The following is a 23,674-nucleotide window of genomic DNA, read 5'->3' on the forward strand; positions in this document are numbered from 1 at the left end:
TGGTGCCCATCAGACCGGGAAGAAAGTTTCCACGAGCAAGGAAAGGAAGGCCCAATTGTAAAAACTATACTCTAACTAATTACAAAAGAGCACTATGAACCTTAAATTGATGACATTGGGTTGAAACCAACGGCAAAATAGAGCCTGCGGCACGAGGCTCGCCTCGTTAAAAGACACCGTAGATAGTTCAATTTTTTCTAAACATAAATATTATTCTCCTCCAATAGATAAAAGCGCATATTACCAATAATACTGGTCCATAATTTCTTTCATCCGGGGAGTATCGGCGTCCGTATCGCCTACATCCGCACGGAGTTTCAAGAGTTCCTGCTTCATATCCTTGATAACATCGGCATACTGCGGTTCATTGTACATATTCTTATCTTCTTTCGGGTCGACTTGCAGGTCATGAAATTCCCAGGCCGGTGTTGTCGGAGTTTCTTCCGAGCCGGTTGCATTCAGACGGTCGCCGTAAAGGAACATCAGTTTATACCGTTCGTTGCGGATACCCATGTGGGCAGGGCGGATGGAATGGTGTGTCCAGTAACGGTAATACATTTCCTTACGCCAGTCGGCCGGTGTTTCACCTTTCAGGTTCTGACGGAAACTTTCTCCCTGTGATTTTTCCGGTGCCTTGATACCCGCGTAATCGGCAAGTGTGGCAGCGAAATCTACATTCAGGATAATATCCTTGTTGCGTGTTCCCGCCGGAATCTCTTTCGGATAACGAATCACGAAAGGCATGTGCAACGGTTCTTCATACATCATACGTTTATCGAACATGCCGTGTTCACCCAGGAAATACCCCTGGTCGGAGACATAGACGATAATAGTATTATTGGCCAGTCCTTCTTCATCCAGCATCTTGAGCAAACGTCCGATGTTGTCGTCGATGGTCGCGCCGCAACGCAGGTAATCTTTAATCATTTTCTGATAGATTTTCTTGCGGGCAGCCACTTTATCCATACCTTTCGTAGAGAAAGGCAGTTCCGGATAGCGGCACCACCAGGCATCCGGGTCCTTGGAAGCAGTCTCCCAACGCCATCCCATATTCTCTAGTTGCTGTCCAGTGAAGGCCCTACCCGATTTCTCCGGTCCGAACTCCATCATACTTTCCGGTTCCGGAAAGACAACATCATCGTACAGATGTTTCATCCGTTCGGGAAAATCCCAGGGTTCGTGCGTTGCCTTGAAATGACAGCACATCATGAACGGTTTGTTCTTATCTCGGTTACGTATCCAGTCGATGGTCTGGTCGGTAACGATATCGGTAGAGAAACCTTTTACCTCGGTGCCTTGCTTGCCCTTATCGTCGTCTACCCAGTTCTCGGCAGTCTTGAAGATCGGATTGACATATTCTCCCTGGTCATGGAACACATTGAAGTGGTCGAAGCCGGCCGGTTGCCTTTTCAGATGCCATTTACCAATCAGGGCAGTCTGGTAACCGCCGGCCTGCATTTGCTTAGCGATATTATCGACTGCCGGGTCCAACCCGTCCTCCAGCGTATAGACACCGTTGCGGTGGCTGTATGCCCCGGTCATAATGGCGGCACGGCTCGGTGCGGAGATTGAGTTCGTACAGAAACAGTTATCCAGCACGCAGCCTTCGGCGGCCAGGCGGCGGATATTCTCGTTCTTCACATAGTCGGCCAGAATACCTCCGTAGATACCCCATGCCTGACCTGTATGGTCGTCAGACAAGATAAAGAGAATATTCGGACGTTCTTCCTGGCTTTTCTCTGATTTATTGGCCGAGTTACAGCCAATAAAAGGCAGGCATGTTGCCAACATACCTGCTTTTACAATTAGATTAGCGTTTCTCATTTCTATATTATTATTATTTCAGTTTTCCCGGTTCGCGGCGTCCTGTTCCCTTCACACGTGTCAGGTTATCTCCCAGGTCTTTACGCATATCGTCGGCAATCTTCATCAGCTTGGCTGCTTCTTCCGGATATTGGGAAATAACGTCGTAACGTTCTCCCGGGTCACGGCGCAGGTCATACATCTCGGCTTTCTTCAATTCCAGGTTTGTCAAATCTCCCGGCTGTCCGTCGTTACCCGGCACATAAGCGCCGTAGGTGACATATTTATGCGGGAAGACCAGCTTGAACTTACCGTCCGTGACTGCTTCCAAATCATTTTTGTGATAATAATAAACGAACGATTCGCGCGGGTTGGCATCTTTCTCCCCTTTTATCAAAGGCAGGATGCTGACACCGTCAATCTTACGCTGGGGCAGCGGTGCGCCGCTGATATCTGCCAATGTCGGAAGAAGGTCGATATTGGAAGCCAGCTTGTTACAGGTTGTACCCGGCTGAGTAGTACCTTTCCAGTACATCACGCAAGGGATACGGTTACCTCCGTCGAAAGTGGTAGCTTTAGCCTCACGCAATCCGCCGGCCGAACCGGCATGGTTACCGTAGTTCGCCCACGGGCCGTTATCAGACGTAAGGACAATCAGTGTATTTTCTTCCAACCCCTGTTCGCGGAGCGCTTTCAATACTTCACCGACACTCCAGTCCAGTTCCATCATGACATCGCCATACAGTCCCTGTTCGCTTTTTCCTTTAAACTTGTCGGAAACGGCCAGCGGAACATGCGGCATGGAATGTGCCAAATAGATAAAGAACGGTTTATTCTTGTTCTTCTTGATGAAATTGACCGTACGGTTGGTATAATCCGTTGTAAACTGTGACTGGTCGGTGTTATAACCGATAATCTCATTTCCGTCATAGGTCGGCAGGTCCGGGAAATTGAATACCTCTCCCTGCTGCGGATGGAAAGGCCACATATCGTTTGAATAAGGCAATCCGTAATATTCATCGAAACCGTTCTGCAAAGGCAGGAACTGTTTCGCATCGCCCAGATGCCATTTACCGAAAACTGCGGTACTGTATCCTTTCTGCTTCAACAACTCTCCTATCGTCATTTCGTCCGGACTGATGCCATAATCAGAACCCGGTCCCGGAGCACCGGCAAATCCGATACGGTTCGGATAGCATCCGGTCAGCAGTCCGGCACGTGAAGCACCACTGATCGGTTGTCCGGCCAGAAAATGAGTGAAACGGACTCCTTCGGCTGCCATACGATCGATATTCGGCGTTTTATATCCGTATGCGCCATTATAAGAAAAATCCCCATAACCGGCATCATCGAGGTTGATGATAATGAAGTTGGTGTAGTTTGCTGCAAGTCCCGTTACTGATAGTCCGGAGGTCGCAGCCAAAAACATTAGCTTACTATTCATGATATCGTGTTTTTATTAGATAATGTTGTTATTATTACCGCATAAGAGCGTTAAAGATACGAATAAAATAAATTTCTTCCGAATGAAATCGTTTTTTCATTCGGAAGAAATCAGAATTACTCCCGCATCCTGGTCCGGATGCGGTAAGGTATGTTCAATTATTTCCAACCTGGGTTCTGCACCAGATTTTCATTTAAAAGAGTTTGTTTCAAAGGAATAGGATACAGATAGCATTTATCTTCCCACCCCGGATTCGGTTTCTCGATATAAGTAACGCAGTTTACATAGCGAGGCATTTCCGAACCTTTATACAGACTCTTTGCCAGCGCTTCGCTATTGTAATCTTCTATATTATTAATCTTGACGCCGACAGGCTGTTCATTCAGATAGTTACCTTTTTTCCAACGTTTGATATCGTCAAAACGGAAACCTGAACCCATCAATTCGGAACATCTCTCACGGCGTATCTCCCACAAAACAGGGGCGACATCCGAATCACGGAACTTGTCGAAATCCGCTCCGATATTGTTTACTACCATTGCCGCAACACCGGCACGTGCACGCAACTTGTTGACAGTAGCATCGGCAACAGACTGGTCGAAACGTCCCAGTTCAAACATTGCTTCGGCATGGTTTATCAACACCTCTCCCATACGGAAGATAGGTCCGTCGGTACCTTGTACCTCTCCTTTATCAGCTCCGGGTAACGCATTATAATATTTGTACATGAAGTAACCGGTCTGCGTATCCACACCGCTGACTTTTACTGCCGTCAAATTCGGTATATTCGCAATATAAGAAGCCTTCTTCGACAGAGGCAACATTTTCCTCTCCGGATTATTTTTAGATAACTTACCCATTAAATCCATATACTCACGTTCCACAGCGTTGCCCGTATATTCCCAATGGGATAAATCCGTAGAAACCGTCACTTTATAAGGAGGACAAATTGTATAATACAGACGTAAGTCACGATTTCTGAATTCATCATACACCGTATTGTCGCCATCATAAACAGTAGAAGTAGAAATAGGCCGTCCGTCAGCACATAAGTACTGTTCTACCAACTTCTTTGAACCTTCATACAAACGTTCGCCAGTCGTACGCTGAGTCAAATCGTGCCCCTTCCCGCTTTCGTTCTCCAGGTACTCCCGATACAGAAGGATACTGCTTTGTCCTTTCAGGCTAGATGAGTTAAAAACATCATCATAGTCCGCCATCAGCCCCAGATTCTGGTCGATAAGTTTCTGGGAGGCTTTCACGCTTGCTTCCAGATATTTCGTACCGTCTACATTATCCACACTGCCATGATACTTTCTCCAGGTCCCTTCATACAGACCGAAACGGGAAATAAAAGCACGTACTACATTCGGATTAACCGTATTATCACCGTCACCTTTCTCGTTTATATGCTCTTCGGCATACAATAGATTTTCCAACATGTGATTGGCAACCACCTCACGGGAATCTTGTTTTGCGTATAATACATCCACATCTCCGGTCCCTACCAGATGTTCCAGCCAGGGCAAGTCGCCGAACTTCTGAAGAAGTTTGAAGTATTCATGAGCACGGAAAAAATAACCGACTCCACGCCAGTGCGCTTTCTCCTTTTCCGTCATCTGTGAGTTTTCGATATTATCCAGCATCAGATTCACCCGGCGGATAAATTCAAACGTCCATGTATCCGCACTTACATTCGAAGCAGACATACGGTTGTTTGCCCAGGCGATACCACGGGCATCATTCGAATCGAACAGCATATCCGATACATCTCCTGCCTGAGGATAGTTCTGATAAGCAATCAGTGTTTTATTATACAATCCCCACGCGTACATTTTAAAATTATCATAAGTCGTAAAGACCGTGTTTTCCGTTTCTTTATCGATCGGGTATTTATCCAGGAATTCATCATTCAGGCAGGAAGTACCTCCAATAAGAAAAGCAGCTAGACAAGCTGATAAATATATTTTTTTCATAAGAATCAAGTGTTATACAAATTATAAAGTAACATTAATACCAAAAGAGAATTTCTTCATGAACGGATATAAGTCATTAATACTCATCGTTTGTTCAGGGTCCATTCCTTTATACATATGATGTTTTGTCCAGAGGTCTTCACCACTAAAGAATACTTTAAAAGCCGAAATCGCTCTTGTTTTCTCAAGCCAGCTACTCGGGAATGAATAACTCAATGTGATATTTTTCAGTTTGATGTAAGAGGCATCCATCAGATATTTAGTCTGATTCCTTCTGTTGAAACCATCCGTTCCCTGGTTCACACCTGTCTGGTTTCCTAAACGCGGGTAATAAGCATTCGGATTTTCAGGAGTCCAATAATCCAGGTGGTGTTTCAATACAGTAGCAGCAGCATTCGGGTTATCCGTGTTGGTGTGCGGCCATGCCAGGAAATTTGATTTACCGTCCGTACCGACAATCAGGTCACGTTTTCCAACCCCCTGGAAGAATACGGTCAGGTCAAAACCTTTCCAACCCACACCGGCATTGATTGCATACGGATAGCGTCTGGAATTATTACCGATAATCTTTCTGTCACCCGCATCTTTAGCCGTGTTATCACCGGAGTTATCAATTTTACCATTTCCGTTTAAGTCTTTGAACAGGATATCACCCGGTCTCGGGTCACGTACATACGGGTCAATAGTAGGAACTCCTTCTTTCAGTTTATAGATACCTTTCGCCTCATCAATCGTTTCGAAATCATCTTCCGTATAGAAACGGTCTGTAACAAATCCCCAGATTTCCCCTATTTCCTGACCTACACGATAAGTAGACAATGATTCTGTCGGGTTATCGAACTTCGTTACTTTTGAACGTGAATCATACAGGTTCAAACCGATGTTATAACGCCAGTCTTTACCGATACGGTCTCTCCAGTTTATTGCCAACTCCCAACCTTTTGTACGCAAGTCGGCCGAATTTTCCAACGGAGAAGAACCGCCAAGCACAGAAGGAAGTTCCTTACCCGGAGCCAACATACCTTTCGTATCACGACGATACCAGTCAAATACCAGGTCTAAACGGTTATCGAACATACCCAAGTCGAAACCGATATCCAGCGTCTCTACCTTTTCCCAGGTAAAGCTCGAACTAACCAAAGCCGGAACTTTACGGGTTATATTCCATAAGCCATTTTCCAGCCATCCGTTTTCCGTAGCCATTACGCCCAGGAATGCATAGTTCTTAATTGCCTGGTTACCTACCTGTCCGAAAGAACCTCTCAGCTTGAAGTTCGTAACATATTCCTTCGACCAATCCATGAATTTTTCTTCAGAAACTCTCCAACCCAACGAGAAAGATGGGAAGAAACCGAAACGGTTGCCTGAAGGGAATTTGGAAGAACCATCATAACGTCCGTTCGTTTCAAACAGATATTTTCCTTTATAGTTATAAGAAGCTCTGTAATACAGACCACGTAGCGAATATTCGTCATATTCATCGCCGGTAGTCATGGTACCGTCCGCACCGCTCAATGAGGGATGTTCCGGATTTACCACATGCAATTTCTTTCCCCAAACTCTACGCATGTAACTGTATTCCTGGTTGAAACCTGCCATTACACTGAAAGAGTGGTCGTTTATCGTCTTATCGTAATTTCCGTAAACGTTGATTGCATTGTAGTTGATATGCTTTTCATCCAACTGGTATGAAGAGTTACCGCTATAGGAGTCCGCCACTGAGAAATAGTTGTTTTCCGCATTGACATACTTCACTGTTTTCTGGTATTCGTCCTGGTCGTAATTTGTTCTGTTGAAAGTATATTCAGCATTGATTAACAGCCCTTCCATCGGATTAAAAATAGCTTTACCGAAAAGACGGATATCTTCGTTGTTCTTTGCCTGGACCGGAGAATTCATGATATTCCAGCGGGGAGTACCGATTGGATAAGTTTCCCCGTTTATCTCAACGTCACCTTCCGGATAATAAGTCGGCAGCAATTGGGCCAGACGATACGGAGACCAGTTTCTCAACGTATTCATATTCGGGTTAGTCGTTTTCGACTTGGAGTATTTAATATCCGCCTGCACTTTCAACCAGGAAGTAATTTCCGTATTCACGAAAGAAGACAGGTTGTATCTGTTATAACCGTCCTTATCCGTAACCAGAATACCGTCTTCATCCAGGTATCCGAAAGATAGACGGTAAGCAGACTTGGCTGTACCGCCGCTCACTGAAACATTATGTGTCTGCTGGAAACCATAATTATCCATCATACGTTCCAAGTGGTTGTTCTCTTTTAAATCGTAGCGGTTACCATTATCATCCATATAATAGCCTAACGGATATTTACCCGGATTTGCCTGGTAATCTTCCAGATAGCCCAACCACGCAGTGATATCCTGTCCGTTGTTATAACGGCCGTTCTTATATCCCATATCATTATAGAAACGGACTGTTTCCAGCGGAGACGCTTTTTCTATCAAAGACTGAGGCTTTGAGAATGCAAAGTTGTTGTTGTAATTGATAGAAACCTTTTGCTCTTTATTCGCCTGTTTGGTTGTAATCAAAATAACACCGAAAGCAGCACGTGCACCGTAGATAGCAGCAGAAGCCGCATCCTTCAAGACTGTTACCGTTTCAATATCGGACGGAGAAATCATATTGATATCCATCGAAACGTTATCGACCAATACCAACGGTTCGCCTTCTCCGTATTCGTCGATATTCAGACGGTTGGTACCGCGAACATTCAATGTCATACTCTTACCCGGGCTACCGGCATTGGTGGTAATTGTCAGACCCGGCATAGCTCCCTGCAACGCCTGGCTGGCGGAAACGACCGGACGGTCACCCATTACCTCTTCCATCTTCACCGTACTCACGGCACCTGTCAGATTGGCTTTTTTCTGTGTACCGAAACCTACGACAACAACTTCATCCAGCGTCTGGGTATCTTCCAGCAACTTAACTGCATATTGCGACTGCTGTCCGTCTACACGTATCTCTTTGTTCAGATAACCGATGTAGGAAATCGTCAGTGTACTGCCGGACGGAACATCCAGGCTGAATTTACCGTCGATATCTGTAATTGTGCCGTTAGTGGTACCTTTCACTACCACATTCGCACCGATAACAGCATCTCCTCTGTCGTCTGTTACCACACCTGAAATTTTCTTTTCCGGCTGTGCCTGCTGACGGGACGGAGCAGCGTTGGTTTTACGCACGCTGACTGCAATGGTATTGTTCTCCCGGTTAAAATCCAGACCGGTCTGTTTGGATATTTCAGTTAAGACGTCTTTCAACGGTTTGCTATTAAAGGACAAATTGACCGTTAACTTGTTGTTGGTGACGATCTCGCCGTAGAAGAACTTGACTCCCGTTTGCTGGGAAATCTCTTTGAGGACCTTTTCTACCGGTTGATTGTGGACCTCAACGGTCACTACTTCTGATTTTATCGTTTGGGCCATCGCCGGTTGTGCGCATACAACTGCTAAAAAAACAAAAAGTACAGCATAACAAGCCCAACAATACTTCTTAATATTAAGGAAGTTCATAAATTTGGAATGTTTTATGGTTGTTTTGAATAGTAATTTAAAACGACTCCGTATAGATTGTCTGGCCTCCACTCCGGACAATCGGTAGAGTATAAGGGAGGTCTCTGTGACCTTCCTTTTCTTTTTGTGGATAAGTTAACTGGTGTCTTTCATGTAAGTATCAATTTAGAATAAGTTAATAATCAATTCTTATATAAAACTATTTTGTCATTTTCTATCCTGTATTTTATATCTGTTGAATATTGTATCGATTTAAGTACTGCTTCCAGACTTTTATTATCATGTTCCCCGTAAATATAATCGTCATATTCCGCACCCGGGGCAAATTCAATAGTCCGGTTATACATGCGGACCAGTTCATTGACAACGGTCCGTATGGGAGTCCTGTTAAAGTAAAGACCACCTTTTATCCAGACAGTGGAAAGCCTTGCATCTTCATTCCGTTTCTGGAACTCGCCTTTCGTCTTATCCATCACGAACTGTTCATCCGGCAACAGGCGCATCATCGCTTCCGGTAAATCGACCTGCACTTTCCCCGTCTGAACACTAACAGTCAACTGCTCGTCCATATCGAAGGCTTTCACATTGAAGGAAGTACCCAGCACCTTTACATCGGCATCTTTCGTATGGATAAGGAAAGGTTTCTCTTCATCCCGGGTTACTTCGAAAAATGCTTCTCCATTCATCTCTATCCGGCGGACATCAGTAATGAACTCCCGGGGATATCTTAAATAAGAACCGGCATTCAATGTTACGGAAGTCCCGTCCGGCAAAATAACCCGTTTATGTTCGCCGTTCTTCACATGCACTTCCGTATATGTCAATACCTTTTCCTGATTCGAACGTATCAGGCGGAATCCGCCCCAACCTATCGACAAGATGACAGCCACGATTACCACATATCTCAAATAGGGAATAAAGGAGAAACGTTTCTCCGGTTTCCGGATGCGCGACAATAACAAACGGGCCTCTTCCCTGTATTGCTGATGCTGCAACGACGAAACCTCATCTTCCTCCATTTCTTCCCATACAGTGTCCATTGCTTCGGATATTTCCGTATTGTATTTTCCAGCATGGAAATGCTTCAACAGGTCGTCGGCATCTTTACGGGTGTAGAGGCCGTCGACGAATCGTTTCAATAGGTTGTTTATATACTTCAAATCTGCCATATTATCGGTGCATGTATTTATAGTACCACGAAACGAGGTACAACTGGGATATGATTAACTTTTATTATGAATTCAGGCAAAAGAGCAGTACTAGTAAATCGGCATACGTCCCGGAGTATTTCACTAAATATGAACGTATTACTTTCAAAGACGCAGAGATATGCTGCTGGACAGTATAAACTGAAATATTTAATTCTTCCGCTATTTCCTTATGAGACTTCATCTCTTTCCGGCTCATATCGAAGATACGGCGTTGCTGCGAAGTCAAATCGAGCAGAGCCTTTTCGAGCAGTTGGTTCAGGTCGTCATCCAATATTTTATCTTCCGTATCATTGGTCACATCCACCGAACCGGACAAGATGATATTTTTAAGTTGTTGCTCTTTCTCTATCCCGGCCAGCAGATTGAGAATCCGGTTTTTCACAATTGTATAAACATAAGGTGCAAAAGGAGAATCCGGATTCAGGAAACGCCTGTTTTGCCAGACGGAGGTGAAAGCATCCTGAAAAACATCTTCTGCAAATTCTTTCGATTTAAGAAACTTCATTGCAAAGAACATCAGCCTGTTCTTATACAAAGCGTATAATTCACAGAATGCAGACTCGTCATCCTGAATCAAACCTGCAATAAGTATCTTTTCCTGTTCTGAATTATTATACATTTAAACTAATAAGTGGAAACACAATCCATACTCTTCATGTCCTAAGACTTGTCAAATATAGAGATATTCTATATACCTCACAAACATGTCTGTAAAATAAGACCGGCATTCCTGCGAACTTCTTTAATTCTATCTACGATTTTATTAAGTCAACAGGAAAGCGTACATTTGTGTGATTTTTACGAAAGGATTAGATTGCAGATGAAAGTATGTATTGCTGAAAAACCGAGTGTGGCACGAGAGATTGCCGAAGTACTGGGGGCTACAAAAAGAATGAATGGGTATATTGAAGGAAACGGATATCAGGTTACCTGGACATTCGGACATCTGTGTACACTCAAGGAACCTCACGAATACACTGACGACTGGAAACGATGGAGCCTGGGAGCACTTCCTATGATCCCCCCCCGTTTCGGCATCAAGTTGATTAGTAACCCGACCTACGAACAACAGTTCAAAGTGATTGAAAGCCTGATGCAGAATGCAGAGATGGTCATCAACTGCGGTGATGCCGGCCAGGAAGGAGAACTGATTCAACGTTGGGTGATGCAGAAAGCCGGCTGTAAATGCCCGGTTTACCGTTTATGGATATCATCCCTTACCGAAGAAGCCATTCGCGAAGGTTTCCAGCATCTGAAAGAACAGACTGAATTTGCCAGACTATACGAGGCCGGATTATCCCGTGCCATAGGCGACTGGTTGCTGGGAATGAATGCAACCCGATTATATACAATCCGTTACGGACAGAACCGGCAGGTGCTTTCTATCGGCCGTGTCCAGACACCGACACTGGCACTGATTGTAAACCGCCAGGCAGAGATAGATAATTTCAAGCCCGAACCTTACTGGGAGTTGAAAACCGTCTACCGGAATACAACCTTCTCCGCTACCAAGGGTAAATTCACCAAAAAGGAAGAAGGGGAAGCCTTCCTCGAAATCGTACAGCAGGAAGACTTTACCGTCACCGATATTTCCGAAAAGAAAGGGAAGGAATATGCCCCCCGCCTTTTCGACCTGACCTCGTTGCAGGTGGAATGCAACAAAAAGTTTGCATTTACCGCCGACGATACATTAAAACTGATTCAGTCATTATATGAAAAGAAAGTGACCACCTACCCCCGTGTAGATACCACTTTCTTGAGTGATGATATTTACCCGAAAGTTCCGAATACGCTGAAAGGGCTGGTCGATTATACCGAACTGACGGCTTCCCTGTTGAATGCCAAGATTCCCAAAAGCAAAAAAGTATTCGACAACTCAAAGGTTACCGACCACCACGCCATCATCCCGACCGGTGTACCCGCCCGTAACCTGACGGAGAATGAACGGAAGGTATATGACCTGGTTGCCCGTCGTTTCATCGCCGCCTTTTATCCGGACTGTGAAATCTCCACCACAACCGTACTCGGTAAAGTGGGTAAAGTTGATTTCAAAGTAACCGGAAAACAGATATTAAAACCGGGATGGCGCGTCGTATTCGGTGCGGAGCAAAAGGACCCGGATGCCGAACCGACCGAGGAAGAAGGCGTATTGCCGGACTTTACCAAAGGAGAAACCGGATCGCATAAACCTTTATTAAAGGAGACTTGGACGACTCCGCCCAAGCCTTATACAGAGGCTACGTTGCTCCGTGCAATGGAAACGGCCGGTAAGCTGGTCGATAATGACGATTTGCGTGATGCCTTGAAGGAAAACGGTATCGGCCGCCCTTCCACCCGTGCAGCTATCATTGAAACGCTTTTCAAACGTAACTATATCCGTAAAGAACGAAAGAACCTGTTCCCTACCGCCACCGGAAAGGAATTGATAGGTACAATACACGAAGAGTTACTGAAAAGTGCCGAACTGACCGGTTTATGGGAAAAGAAACTGCGTCAGATAGAACGTGGTACTTATGAGGCAAAAACATTCCTGGACGAACTCAAACAGATGGTCCACCAGGTAGTCATCAACGTCCTTTCCGACCAGTCCACCCGCACCATCACCATCGAGGACACCGCCAAAGAAGCACCGAAAGAGGAGAAAAAAGAAAAGAAACCCCGCAAGCCGCGTGCTAAAAAGGAAGAGGCTCCCAAAGAGAAAGCAGTCCCCCAACAACCGGCAAAACCGGTTTGCCCCATCTGCAAGAAAGGAAATATCCTGCGAGGCAAAACAGCCTACGGTTGTTCCGAATATAAGAATGGTTGTACATTCCGGCTGGATTATGCGACTTATGGGGAAGGGTTATCGGATGAGGAATTGGCAAAGGTTATCGGAAAATTGTAACGACACGGTCATTTATCATTATAGTGTTCTTTTGCTTGCACGACCGTTACAATTACCTTGTCTTCCTCGACTGCGTAGATCAATCGATCTTTTTTATTGATACGACGAGACCAATAACCGGACCAGTTGCCTCGCAGAGACTCAGGTTTACCTGTGCCGGTGTAAGGATGTTCATAGAGTTCTTCAATCAAAGAATATATTTTCTTCAAACTCGTTTTATCTCCTGCCCGCTTGAATGATTCAATATCACTCAGCACTTGCTTTGTTGGAATAACTTTATACATATTATTCCGATAATAACATTTTTTGCCACTCTTCCTTCGTCAATTCCACCACCTCTCCATTCTCCCTCTGCTTCACTGATTTCCGGAAATGAGCAAGATTTGCCGGATTAGTAAAAAAGGGGTCTTCTTTCGGAGTGGTAATACGTTTGACGGAAGCTTTCACTTTCTTTACTAATTCCATATCATCCAAGGCTAATATAATTCTCGCCAGTTCAGCTTTTTCAGCTTCCATGGCCATAGTTGATTTTGTCATAGTTATTCTTTTTTATTATGTCCTTGACAAAAGTAATAATTAAATTCCACATTCCAACTACCTTTATTCCTTATCTTTGCAACCTCAAAAACAAAGAAAAAGATGAAAGAAGAATGGTTCCCTCTCGTCAACGAAATGGGAGAAACAATAGGTAAAGCGACCCGAAAAGAATGTCATAGCGGAAGCAAACAACTGCATCCGGTCATCCATCTGCATATCTTTAACGATGCCGGAGAACTATATCTGCAAAAACGTTCCATGACCAAAGATATCCAACCCGGTAAATGGGATACGGCCGTCGGAGGACATATCGATTACGGCGAAACGGTTGAAGAAGCTCTCCGCCGGGAAGTGCGCGAAGAGTTAGGGATTACCGATTTCACCCCGCAATTCATTACCCGCTATGTTTTCGAATCGGCCATCGAAAAAGAACTGGTCAATACCTTTCGTACCGTCTACAACGGAGAAATCCAACCAGATACCGAAGAGTTAGATGGCGGACGTTTCTGGCCGATGGAAGAGATAAAAGCCAATCTGGGAAAAAACGTATTTACCCCGAATTTCGAACAGGAGTTCCAACGGTTGTTCTTATAATCTAAGAAAAAAACAGCACAAAGCCGTTCACCGTTCACCCAACTACATCTAATTACCTATAACACAACGAACAGAGATACAAAATACAGATGAATGGTTTCAAAAAAAGGTGAACGGTTAGTAACAAACCGTTCACCTTTCCCATAATTAGCACATTGACACATTGCCATACCAGCGCATTATTCACTAACTTTTCCTCACCAAACAATAATAATTCCCTGTCTTTGTATGTATCTTTCGGATGCCTGATGCATTCAGCATCTTACCAAAGCGACAGGCGGAAGTATTACTGAACTTCCGTTTGGAACGTTCGGAGATAATATCCAGCAATTCGACCGACGTAAACCGCTCCTCTTTCTCTCCCTCTTCCGGCAAACGGAAATAGGAAAACAGATATTGCATCTCCAACGGTTCATCCTGAAAACCGCTATTGCTCTGCGTCAACAACCGTTCTTCTTCCATATTCAGCCAATAACGTTCGCCCGAACGGATCGCATGAACCGCCTGCGCATACAACTGTCCATATTCTATCGGCGAAGACACATCTATCGGCCCCATCACCTGCACACATATATACCGGCGGCTTCCGGTCGGGTCGGTCAACAATTCCATCGGATTGGCGGTTGCCGAGAACGAGGCCAAACGCCTCATCTGTTGAAATGCCTTCTGATGCGGGCGGCGCACTTTCACTTCCGGCTTTTGGATCAAATGTTTCAAATCGGCCTGGTACTTCCCGTTCAATCGATCGAACTCATCGATGGTTATCAACAGATTTTGCGCCATCAGCAACTCAGCCTCACTCTTATTCTCCAAATTAATGCTTTCCGCATGATAATCCCTCAACACAGGCGGCAGAAGCAAACGGAAAAAAGTCGACTTCGAAACACCTTGCCCACCCACAAGAACAGGCACAAGGTTGTTTGCATACAACCGATCCACCTTCCTCCAATGGGCAACCATGCTGACAAACCAAAGATAAAAACGGTTTCTCCATTCCGGATCCGAGACAGGCACCCTGTCGGCCAACGCCCGTATCCGATCTTCCCCATCCCATTCCGGCAAATGAAACAAAAACTCCTCCAACGGGTCATAGCTAGGTACCCGTGTCGAATAAATATACCGCCTCACATCCTTGTCCCAAATCTCCAACCCCTCTTCCATAGCATTCAGGCAAATGCTATTCAACACCTCCGTCGTGACAGGCCGAAAACGGAAACAGAAAGAATGTTTCTCCCTATACTCCACCTCACCAACAATCTCATTCTTGCGAAACTCATACCTCCGTTTCAGAAACTCTTCCATCCGTGCCAACAAATTCATCGGTTTCGGCAGACAGGGTTTCTTCCCGAACGACTTACGCGCAAGATATACATTATGTACCGTCATCCTCAACAAGTTCTGGTCGCGAAAACTCCATATTCGGGAATAGATCCAACGGACAGTATCTTCTTCCGGAATTCCGGAATCAAAACAAAGTGAAGCGAGAGCCACAATGAACCCTTTCGGGTCTTTCTCTCCCCAATCCGGTCCCTGTTCACAATATATCTGATTCAAACAAGTCTCAAACAACATCTTCACCTTTTCATATCGCTCCATGCCCGGCAAGATACGCGCCAACGGATCATCCTCACCCCGCACCTGTTCCACATACCCGGAATCTTCCGGCATCTTCAACGGTTGTTCCATCCGGACGGGCAACGACTCCGGATTATAAAAACATTCCGGATCATACGACAAACGGCATCCCCGGTCGAGCGACGGCTCCTTGATACTGACCGGCCATTGTAACTGCGCCTGATAATGCAACACCGCCCTGCGGTAAGCATGCGCATGGAAGCAAGCGGCCTCTTCCTCTTTTACCGGTAACGAACCGTCCGGTAACGTATAGCGTACCACCACCTTCACACTCAATCCGCTCGAACCAACAAAAGCCAGCAAAGGCCGGTTGTACCTCGTAATCTCATCCCGTAACCTCCTGGCCTCTGCCTTGTTTGACAAACGGTTGAATTCCAATAAAACCAGGCCATTATACTGTTTCCATACTTGCCCTTTGTAACCGGAAGCAAAAAGTACCGCCGGTATCTTCTCTGCATCAGCCAACCGCCCCTCGGGTCGGCTGTAAGGAATCATTTCACGCAACTCCCCTACTCTACGGGCTTGTTCTTCTCCTTTTATACGCTCCACGACAGTGTCCAACATCACCAACTTGGCGGAACTCAAGTTTCCTTTCAATAATGTCACTTTCATATCATTCCTCTTTTTTCTCCGGCAACACATAAACCGCCGCCTTCGGGCCTCCCAAACGGACAATGCGTCCCTCTCCTCTCAACTGCTTCAAATCCTGTTGGGCAATATAACGGGAACAAACATTCAACCCCATACAATCGGAACTGGTGATCCCCCTATGGCTTGACAAATAACGAAGAATACGTTCCTGCCGCTGTACCGGAGTATAAGGTTCTTTTTTCCTGTAATCTTCCGCCCGCTCGAACTTCATGGTACTCATCTCCTGCTTCAATTCCTGACCGGCGCGGAATACAACCTTCGAAAACCGGATGCTTTCCGCCCTTATCTCTTTCGGATCGCGTATGGGAGGACATTTGGCAGTAGGATAAAACAAGCCGATCCCCTCCACTTCCACCGCATCTCCTTGTTTAAGCGCGAAAACCAATTCATCTTTAAAAAGTGCCATAAGACCTTTCACCTCCCCTTCACTGAAAGTACTACGGTCGGCAATCATCTCACATAATTTGTCAAAACGAACTACTTGCCCTCTCACGATACGGGCATGCAACACACCTTCACTTTCTTCCGACTGATGAGAAGCATGTGGATTCTTGTAAAAAAGATATTTTGCAGGCATATATAATTATTTTTTATCCCTTACCTAATTAGCAAGTAAGGAATTGGTTAATACTATGTAAGGCTAACCTTATTACTTATTCGCTTAACGACCTCCGTCAAAAAGATAGACCAGCTCCGCCAGTAAGCTTAACGACCTTGGTCGCAAAGGTTAACGATGGTCGTCCTTTCCTTTCTAAGTTGCTTCTAAAGATACAATTTATTATTGGTCCGACAACACAATACAGGGAGAAAAGTAATAATTATTTTAAGAGCCTATACAGCAGACATGCAAAAGGGTGAACGGTTTCGCCCAACCATTCACCTTTCTCAAACAACCGTTCACCCATCATTTCACCTCAAAAAAAAGCCAAAATCAACCATATACATCCAAAGGTGAACGGTGAATGGTAATTTACCTTATTTTTATAAGATAACCTCCGAACAAAGGAGATTACCGATTTTGTTACTACTCATTTTGCCATTGGATTACGTAAAATTCACTAAGTATTGTTCATTATTTTCGTACTTAATATTTCTATTTTACTATCAAAGGCGACATTTTTTCTTCTACAGGCAAATAATCATAATCCGAATAAACATCATTAGGAGCATCATGATAAAATATTTCTCCTAAAACGACCTAACACAGGATCATACAAACGGGCATTCATATTGATCAACCCAAACATATCCAAATGTTCATGCCCTGTAAAACCTCAATCAAATTTCATCTCAGGCAGATCCGTATAATTATTCCAGTTCATAACATCCCGTCTACGCCCCCAAGCATTAAAGTTCATACGTTTTACTTCATTACTCTAATTTTATTTTTTTATATTTATTCCTTTCTTCCTCAAAAGAATAGATCCACCCTTCATTCACATCATTCGGAAAATCAATCGCCATTAATTTTCCATCCTCACCAGGCAACATTGTAAACGAATAATCAAGAAACGAATCTCTTAATTTCAAAATGCCACCTTTCGTTGACCACTTCCCCTCAGAAATTACAATCAAATATTCAAAATATTTATATGCAATTGTATATGAAGCATTTTCTTCAATAAAAACATGCACATATCTATTCACATATTCCCCAAACTTAAATTTCAGTTTATCAGGTATCTGCTTCTCTTTTATTGATTGAACAGCCTTTTTCTTTTGAGCATACTTAACATCAATATCAAACAAAGAAAAATCATCATGTTCTGCTTCGTCCTCATAAGTAAAAGACTTCTTTTGCATAAAAGAAAATCCCTTTTTTATATTGAGATTAGCGAACTTATCCTTTTCCAAGACTATTTCAGTATTAGTTGATATATCTTTCAAATAATACAAATTTCCTTCTTTTCGAACATAACCATAAGAGGGGAACGTTGTAAAAACTATATCACCTGCTATCCGCGACAATTCCATTGTATATTTATTTTCCGATAAACATAACCAACAATCTATATAATCTAGTCCGTTATAATTCAGGCCTTTACCTTCGTTTAACTTATATCTTTGCGCAAATAAAGAATTTGTGCAAAATATAAATAGTATGACAAATATATTCTTCATATTATCAAAGTTAATTAATCCCATAGTATATATTCACGAAAATACTCTACTAAATCTTATCCCTCAGAGACAAATATAATCCAATATTCTGGTATATACTAACACTCAGCGCATAATAAACGGATACAATCCATTTTTAACTAAAGAATATTGGTCACTCTCATTTATCTCATTTGGAAAATAAATAGAAATTAACGATCTAGAGTCTATTAGGAGTAAAAAATAGTAATCCAAATATGAATCATATAACTGTAATTTATTACCTTCTTTTATCCATTTACCTTCTGACAACAAAAAGGGGGTTCTTTCTATTAAATAATAAATTTTAAAATTAAAATCGACATTTATATCCAAATAAACATATTCATTATCATATACTCCTAATTGTAAAGGTATACGATCTGAGTTTATTAAACTTAAATACTCCTCTACATTCTTCTTTCTTTTTTCTGATTCACCTTTTATATCCAATATAGATTTATATGTAAAAGAATCTGATTCACCTACATAAATAAAATATTTTCCATACATTAGTTCAAACCCTTTTTTTACAAACAGATCAATTTTGTTTCTTTTTTCCAGAATCAAAATCGAATTACTTCTTATGTCAGTCAAAAGAACACTACTCTCCTTCATAGACATTGATCCGAAAGACAGGAATAAAATCAATCTATCATCATCTGAACCAACAATAAAATAAATACAATACTCCTTATTATTTATGATTTCTAAATAACATGAAATATTCTTTTCTGAAAAAGGATTTTTCAACTCGTATATTTGAACTAAAGTTTTTTTTAAATTATAAGAGTTTTTTAGCATAGTAGCACATTATTATACACAGGATTACCACATAATAAAAGGATACATTTGATCTTTTTGAGGGAAAAGATAGATCCCGTTTATTATATTATTGTCTGGATAACGGATTTTTAGCAAATCCTCATTTCTAATTAATAATAGAAATGAATAATCAAGACTAGAATCATATAATCTTAATTCATTTCCATATTTTCTCCATGAACCTTCAGATAATAGCAAACGTAGATCAACATCAGCATCTTCGAATAATTTATATCGATTATTGACTTCCATTATTAGACTATGTCCATAAGTACCTAATTTAAAGGGTATAGGACAATTCGACTTTTCTTTTCTAAACAAATCTTCTCTTTTTCTATGTTCTACTATCCATCTATTAATAGGAAAATCTTCTTCAATAGAATTACTTTCCTTATATTGGAATATTTTATTTTCTAAAAAATAGAAACCTTTCTTACAAAGAAAAGAGAATTCATCTATCTTTTCCAGAACCATTTGAAAACCAGAAGGAACATCGTTTAAAAAGACGACATTATTTTCTTGTTTAAAATATCCATAAGAGAATAAAGTCTCAATATGGGGATTATACCCAAGAAGATCAATCCTCATACTGTAATAAGTCTTATTTATCAATAAAAGAACAATCCTTATATTCACATCTGTCATTCTATTATTTCGTATTATATTGATATATCTCAACCCGGACACATCAGACAAGACATATTCATCATATATAATATTCTGAGAAGCATTCATACCATTAAATAAAATTAATATTATCACCAAACACTAGGCCCCTATGCTTTTATAGTATCTCACAGCTCCAAAAAACTTTTCAATACCAAATCTATTTGAAAACATGAATCACTATTTGTTCTAATAAACAATCCACTATTTTAATATTTTCACCATTCCTTTTTCATCATACATAAATTTTGCAACAGATATTTTTGTCTGTGTTTTATCAACCATAGACAAATTGCAATTAACATCTTTATCATTCAATACAAACATGTTATTTCCTTTTCTTTCTGTATAAAGGTAAAGACATTCGCCATCAAAACATGTATAACAAGATATTTTTGTTAATGATTTACATTTTTGACCATTCACATTTATCAAATAAAGATTTCTTACCCAATTATACTCATTATCATCTCCATCAATCGAGAGAATTATATAACTCTCAAATTCTTTTGAAATTATAATTCTTCCAACATTATATAATTTCAATTCTTTTTTTCTTGACTCTAAAAACTTATCATAGTTTTCAGAGCTATTATTAACATCAATATCTTCATAAGAGTCCTTATTATTTATCAAATCAATATCGCATAAAAAATCAAACATATATCCAGTTATTTTTGATTCAACACAAGGATATAATAATAGTTTCTCATTAAAAAAAACACTATCAGTTATTATATTACTATTAATAGTAGAAAAATCTGCAGGTAACACTTTTTCATCTAAGAAATTTTTAAACAACAAATACTCGTTTCTGTCATCATTCGTGGCATAACTTCTCATAAAAAAAGCATTTACCAAAAGAATTAAAAAAATATATCTTTCCACAAACATTATCACCATGGCTTAATATTTAAAAGATTAAAACCCAATTTACTATAATCATCCATCTTTTTATAAAAGGATTTATAAGTAGTATATCGTTTTGCATAATAAGTTTCATTCATATGCCAAAGCTTTGCCTGTTTAGCCTCCCACAAATAAATAGCCATACATTACCTACGCATCCGATGAAACGGCCTAACACAGGATCATACAAACGGGCATTCATATTGATTTCATCACGAACTGAGGAGCAATATAAGCAAGCCCTACATTCACATCCACATGGGAATAACTGTAAGATGACTTATATCCCGAATACATCAGACCGGCACCAAAACCACTCCTGGACACCCAGTCATAACCGACTTGCCAATCCATTCCTTTCATGGGATGACCAGACGCTCCTTTCGGTAAATAAAATTTATTGGTCATGAAAGCATAACCGATATTCGCATAAAACGTACTATGCTGAAATGGTGATTTACTTGTTTCTGCATGACTCATATTCTCAGAGTTAATAGGTACCGGAACAGAATAAGTTTCTTCCCCGGTTACATTTACCGTATCACCAATCCACAGCATATTCCCCGCTATCTGATGGCAACTACTACCCAAAAGGGATGGTTTCCGGTGATCTGTCAAAGCTAATGCATTTTCTCCTTTTTTTGCCGTCTCCTGTTTCGCCAATGCAACGACCTGATCATAATTACATTTGGTAGAAACTCCGCCATCCACTACTTTTACATTCCCGATAAATTCTGCCAATTCAGGTACAGAATGCCCCATTCCGTAAAGACGTACTTCGTCAGCCGTCACACTTTTTACAAGATCTGTTATTACTTTGGGAGCACAACTACCTAAGCATAAAGGTAAAGGTAAAAGTAAAATCAATAATAAGTTTATTGTTTTCATTGTTTACAATTTAATATTTTTTATCTCATTATAAGATGATATTTTGTTCTTTCCAATATAGATATAGTATACTTTTATCATTCAGAACTAGTTGATATTAGATTCAGGGAAAAACCATCTATTTGTTTGCTCATCTTTTCTTGCAGTCAAAATATAAAAACTTTTAGCAGGAATTTCCCCTTGATATGCAGGTACAAATCTTAATCGTTTTACTATATCAAGAATAGTCTTACGCATATTATCAAGAACAGGATATTTACCATTAATTTTTATCATAGAGAAACAATAGGGTATACCTTTTTCATCAATCAATATAAGAATAGGTATATATTTATTTTCACAAACATATCCAGACAATAACCCACAAATCAAATCCAAATATTTTTTTGAATTCTTATTCAATTGTGGAGGATTACTCCAGTAAGTTACAACACTATTTTCAACACCTTTCACATATAATTCATAATAAATATCAGTACAATCCATTGAATCTTTTAATCCAAATTCCACATTCATTTTTTGTGAATACACTGTAATAACAGAAATGAATAAAAATACTATAAAACATTGAAACTTTACCATCTTCTTGGAATTTTATATATAAAGTGCCACCATTTTCTTTTATAATATTGAGACTCTAACATATCAAACGTATTCATCTGATAATAAGTTATTTGACTCAATGACCCTATAGATGTTCTAGGATACAATCCACTATTCTGATATTGGTGAATAAAACCAAGCCTTTCCTCTGGAAAATAATGCCTATTCTTATACTCCAAAGGCCAACCTGTAAGATCCTGCTTTTCAGGACTTACACCAGATAAAAAACGTTTCCTATGAAACATTTCCTTATCGTAAGTAGCATACAAATCATCAAAAGACTGAAATGCAGACTTTCCATATCTAATTTGAGCCGTATTTATATCCGTACTACCTAATGCACCCTGCCCGTCCATAACATATTTTGGTCCACTAAAATTTTCCACATACTCACCATCAAACCCGAAATAATCAAGCGCATCCTGTTGCCAAACACCTCCTTCTGCCGTATATTTCCCTGCAGAAAAATCTTTAAACACACTTTGATTTGACTTGAATCCTTTTCCTTTAAACATATTCTTCATATTATCAGATGTTAATGTAGCAAATGATGTACCAGAAATACAACCCCATAATAGACCTTTTCCTACGCTTGTACCCCACAAAGCAGCATCTAAACTTCCAACTAATGCACCTTGGGCAGCTCCAAGACCTACATTTGCAGCAAAGCTCATTCCTGCTCCGCCTATTGGTGCCATTAGCCCACCTACACCTCCTGTTATGGCACCTTTCCAAGCTCCATTCCAGAAATTCTGTCCCTGTATTGCACTTTTCACACCTCCACCAACTGCTCCTGCCGCTGTACCTACAATCATTGCATCCAAAAAGATCCCAAATCCAGGTATCAAAGCTGTAAAAAGAAACTCTCCCGTTGGGTCCTTATACGATAACGGGTTATTCATCGCATACGCATACCCATTATAAGCTTGCGTAAAATCCGGCACCTGAACAATGGGATCAGGGCTTAAGAAACGGCCTAACACAGGATCATACAAACGGGCATTCATATTGATCAACCCAAACATATCCAAATGTTCATGACCTGTAAAACCTCGATCAAATTTCATCTCTGGCAGATCCGTATAATTATTCCAGTTCATAGCATCCCGTCTACGTCCCCAGGTATTAAAGTTCATACGTTGTACTTCATTACCCGAAGCATTCGTTATCAACCAGGGAGAACCTAAATGGTCAGTATGGAAATAATACTTTGGGAGCACAATTGCCTAAACACAAAGGCAAAAGCAGCATTAATAATGCGAATCAGGAGTTGAAAACAGCTTCTGATTCAGGTTTTAAAAATTTATAATTCAGTTAATTATCTCATTGTTTTATTTTATATTCTCCTTGAAAATCAATATATTAGAGTAAT

At 41.3% G+C, this 23,674-nt stretch carries 19 protein-coding genes; 2 read left to right on the forward strand and 17 right to left on the reverse strand.

The window, feature by feature from the left end; all coding sequences use genetic code 11:
* Positions 1–240 precede the first annotated feature (240 nt).
* The 6 genes from NBH15_RS26580 to NBH15_RS26605 all read right to left on the reverse strand — a co-directional run bounded on the left by NBH15_RS26580 (position 241) and on the right by NBH15_RS26605 (position 10,590).
* Positions 241–1,824, reverse strand: a complete 1,584-nt coding sequence (locus NBH15_RS26580; RefSeq protein WP_250824005.1) for a sulfatase family protein — start codon at positions 1,822–1,824, stop codon at positions 241–243.
* Between the two features lie 13 nt (positions 1,825–1,837).
* Positions 1,838–3,247: a sulfatase family protein gene (locus NBH15_RS26585; protein WP_250824006.1), complete on the reverse strand. Its 1,410-nt coding sequence runs from the start codon at positions 3,245–3,247 to the stop codon at positions 1,838–1,840.
* 158 nt (positions 3,248–3,405) lie between these two features.
* A complete protein-coding gene (locus tag NBH15_RS26590) occupies positions 3,406–5,223 on the reverse strand; it encodes a RagB/SusD family nutrient uptake outer membrane protein (RefSeq protein ID WP_250824007.1) in 1,818 nt (605 codons plus the stop codon).
* A gap of 21 nt (positions 5,224–5,244) precedes the next feature.
* The gene (locus tag NBH15_RS26595; RefSeq protein ID WP_250824008.1) at positions 5,245–8,673 is read right to left on the reverse strand and encodes a TonB-dependent receptor; all 3,429 of its coding nucleotides are present in this window, start codon (positions 8,671–8,673) and stop codon (positions 5,245–5,247) included.
* A 269-nt stretch (positions 8,674–8,942) separates the two neighbouring features.
* The gene (locus NBH15_RS26600; protein WP_128133718.1) at positions 8,943–9,929 is read right to left on the reverse strand and encodes a FecR family protein; all 987 of its coding nucleotides are present in this window, start codon (positions 9,927–9,929) and stop codon (positions 8,943–8,945) included.
* Positions 9,930–9,993: 64 nt separating this feature from the next.
* Complete coding sequence (locus NBH15_RS26605; RefSeq protein WP_186961105.1) at positions 9,994–10,590, reverse strand: RNA polymerase sigma-70 factor; 597 nt, start codon at positions 10,588–10,590, stop codon at positions 9,994–9,996.
* A gap of 201 nt (positions 10,591–10,791) precedes the next feature.
* Between NBH15_RS26605 and NBH15_RS26610 the strand changes: the two genes are divergently transcribed.
* On the forward strand, positions 10,792–12,855 hold the full coding sequence (locus NBH15_RS26610; RefSeq protein WP_250824009.1) for a DNA topoisomerase 3: 2,064 nt from the start codon (positions 10,792–10,794) through the stop codon (positions 12,853–12,855).
* Positions 12,856–12,863: 8 nt separating this feature from the next.
* Here the strand turns inward: NBH15_RS26610 and NBH15_RS26615 are convergent, their stop codons facing one another.
* Together NBH15_RS26615 and NBH15_RS26620 are read right to left on the reverse strand one after the other, a co-directional pair.
* Positions 12,864–13,139 carry a Txe/YoeB family addiction module toxin gene (locus NBH15_RS26615; RefSeq protein ID WP_250824010.1) on the reverse strand — a complete coding sequence of 92 codons (276 nt, stop codon included), beginning with the start codon at positions 13,137–13,139 and terminating at the stop codon, positions 12,864–12,866.
* A gap of 1 nt (position 13,140) precedes the next feature.
* Positions 13,141–13,392: a hypothetical protein gene (locus NBH15_RS26620; RefSeq protein ID WP_007658549.1), complete on the reverse strand. Its 252-nt coding sequence runs from the start codon at positions 13,390–13,392 to the stop codon at positions 13,141–13,143.
* 102 nt (positions 13,393–13,494) lie between these two features.
* Here NBH15_RS26620 and NBH15_RS26625 point away from each other — a divergent pair, with 102 nt between their 5' ends.
* Positions 13,495–13,986 (forward strand): NUDIX hydrolase, encoded by a 492-nt coding sequence (locus NBH15_RS26625; RefSeq protein ID WP_250824011.1) that lies wholly within the window; start codon positions 13,495–13,497, stop codon positions 13,984–13,986.
* A gap of 186 nt (positions 13,987–14,172) precedes the next feature.
* On the opposite strand, the gene NBH15_RS26630 is transcribed toward NBH15_RS26625, so the two are convergent.
* The 9 genes from NBH15_RS26630 to NBH15_RS26670 form a co-directional block, all read right to left on the reverse strand.
* Positions 14,173–16,233, reverse strand: coding sequence for a BT4734/BF3469 family protein (locus NBH15_RS26630; protein WP_250824012.1), 2,061 nt, complete (start codon positions 16,231–16,233; stop codon positions 14,173–14,175).
* A gap of 1 nt (position 16,234) precedes the next feature.
* Positions 16,235–16,849 carry an HU family DNA-binding protein gene (locus tag NBH15_RS26635; protein ID WP_250824013.1) on the reverse strand — a complete coding sequence of 205 codons (615 nt, stop codon included), beginning with the start codon at positions 16,847–16,849 and terminating at the stop codon, positions 16,235–16,237.
* A 794-nt stretch (positions 16,850–17,643) separates the two neighbouring features.
* Positions 17,644–18,393 (reverse strand): hypothetical protein, encoded by a 750-nt coding sequence (locus NBH15_RS26640; RefSeq protein ID WP_250824014.1) that lies wholly within the window; start codon positions 18,391–18,393, stop codon positions 17,644–17,646.
* 105 nt (positions 18,394–18,498) lie between these two features.
* Positions 18,499–19,215: a hypothetical protein gene (locus tag NBH15_RS26645; RefSeq protein WP_250824015.1), complete on the reverse strand. Its 717-nt coding sequence runs from the start codon at positions 19,213–19,215 to the stop codon at positions 18,499–18,501.
* A gap of 24 nt (positions 19,216–19,239) precedes the next feature.
* Positions 19,240–19,824: a hypothetical protein gene (locus NBH15_RS26650; RefSeq protein WP_250824016.1), complete on the reverse strand. Its 585-nt coding sequence runs from the start codon at positions 19,822–19,824 to the stop codon at positions 19,240–19,242.
* Positions 19,825–20,106: 282 nt separating this feature from the next.
* Complete coding sequence (locus NBH15_RS26655; protein WP_250824017.1) at positions 20,107–20,745, reverse strand: hypothetical protein; 639 nt, start codon at positions 20,743–20,745, stop codon at positions 20,107–20,109.
* A gap of 264 nt (positions 20,746–21,009) precedes the next feature.
* Entirely contained in the window at positions 21,010–21,699 is a 690-nt protein-coding gene (locus tag NBH15_RS26660) for a porin family protein (protein WP_250824018.1), read from the reverse strand.
* A gap of 87 nt (positions 21,700–21,786) precedes the next feature.
* Complete coding sequence (locus tag NBH15_RS26665; RefSeq protein WP_250824019.1) at positions 21,787–22,281, reverse strand: hypothetical protein; 495 nt, start codon at positions 22,279–22,281, stop codon at positions 21,787–21,789.
* Positions 22,275–23,522 (reverse strand): RHS repeat domain-containing protein, encoded by a 1,248-nt coding sequence (locus NBH15_RS26670; protein ID WP_504222774.1) that lies wholly within the window; start codon positions 23,520–23,522, stop codon positions 22,275–22,277. The genes NBH15_RS26665 and NBH15_RS26670 overlap by 7 nt, the downstream gene beginning before the upstream one ends.
* Positions 23,523–23,674: the final 152 nt, after the last annotated feature.

Origin of the sequence: Parabacteroides caeci, assembly GCF_023656795.1 — a bacterium.
Taxonomy (GTDB): domain Bacteria; phylum Bacteroidota; class Bacteroidia; order Bacteroidales; family Tannerellaceae; genus Parabacteroides; species Parabacteroides segnis.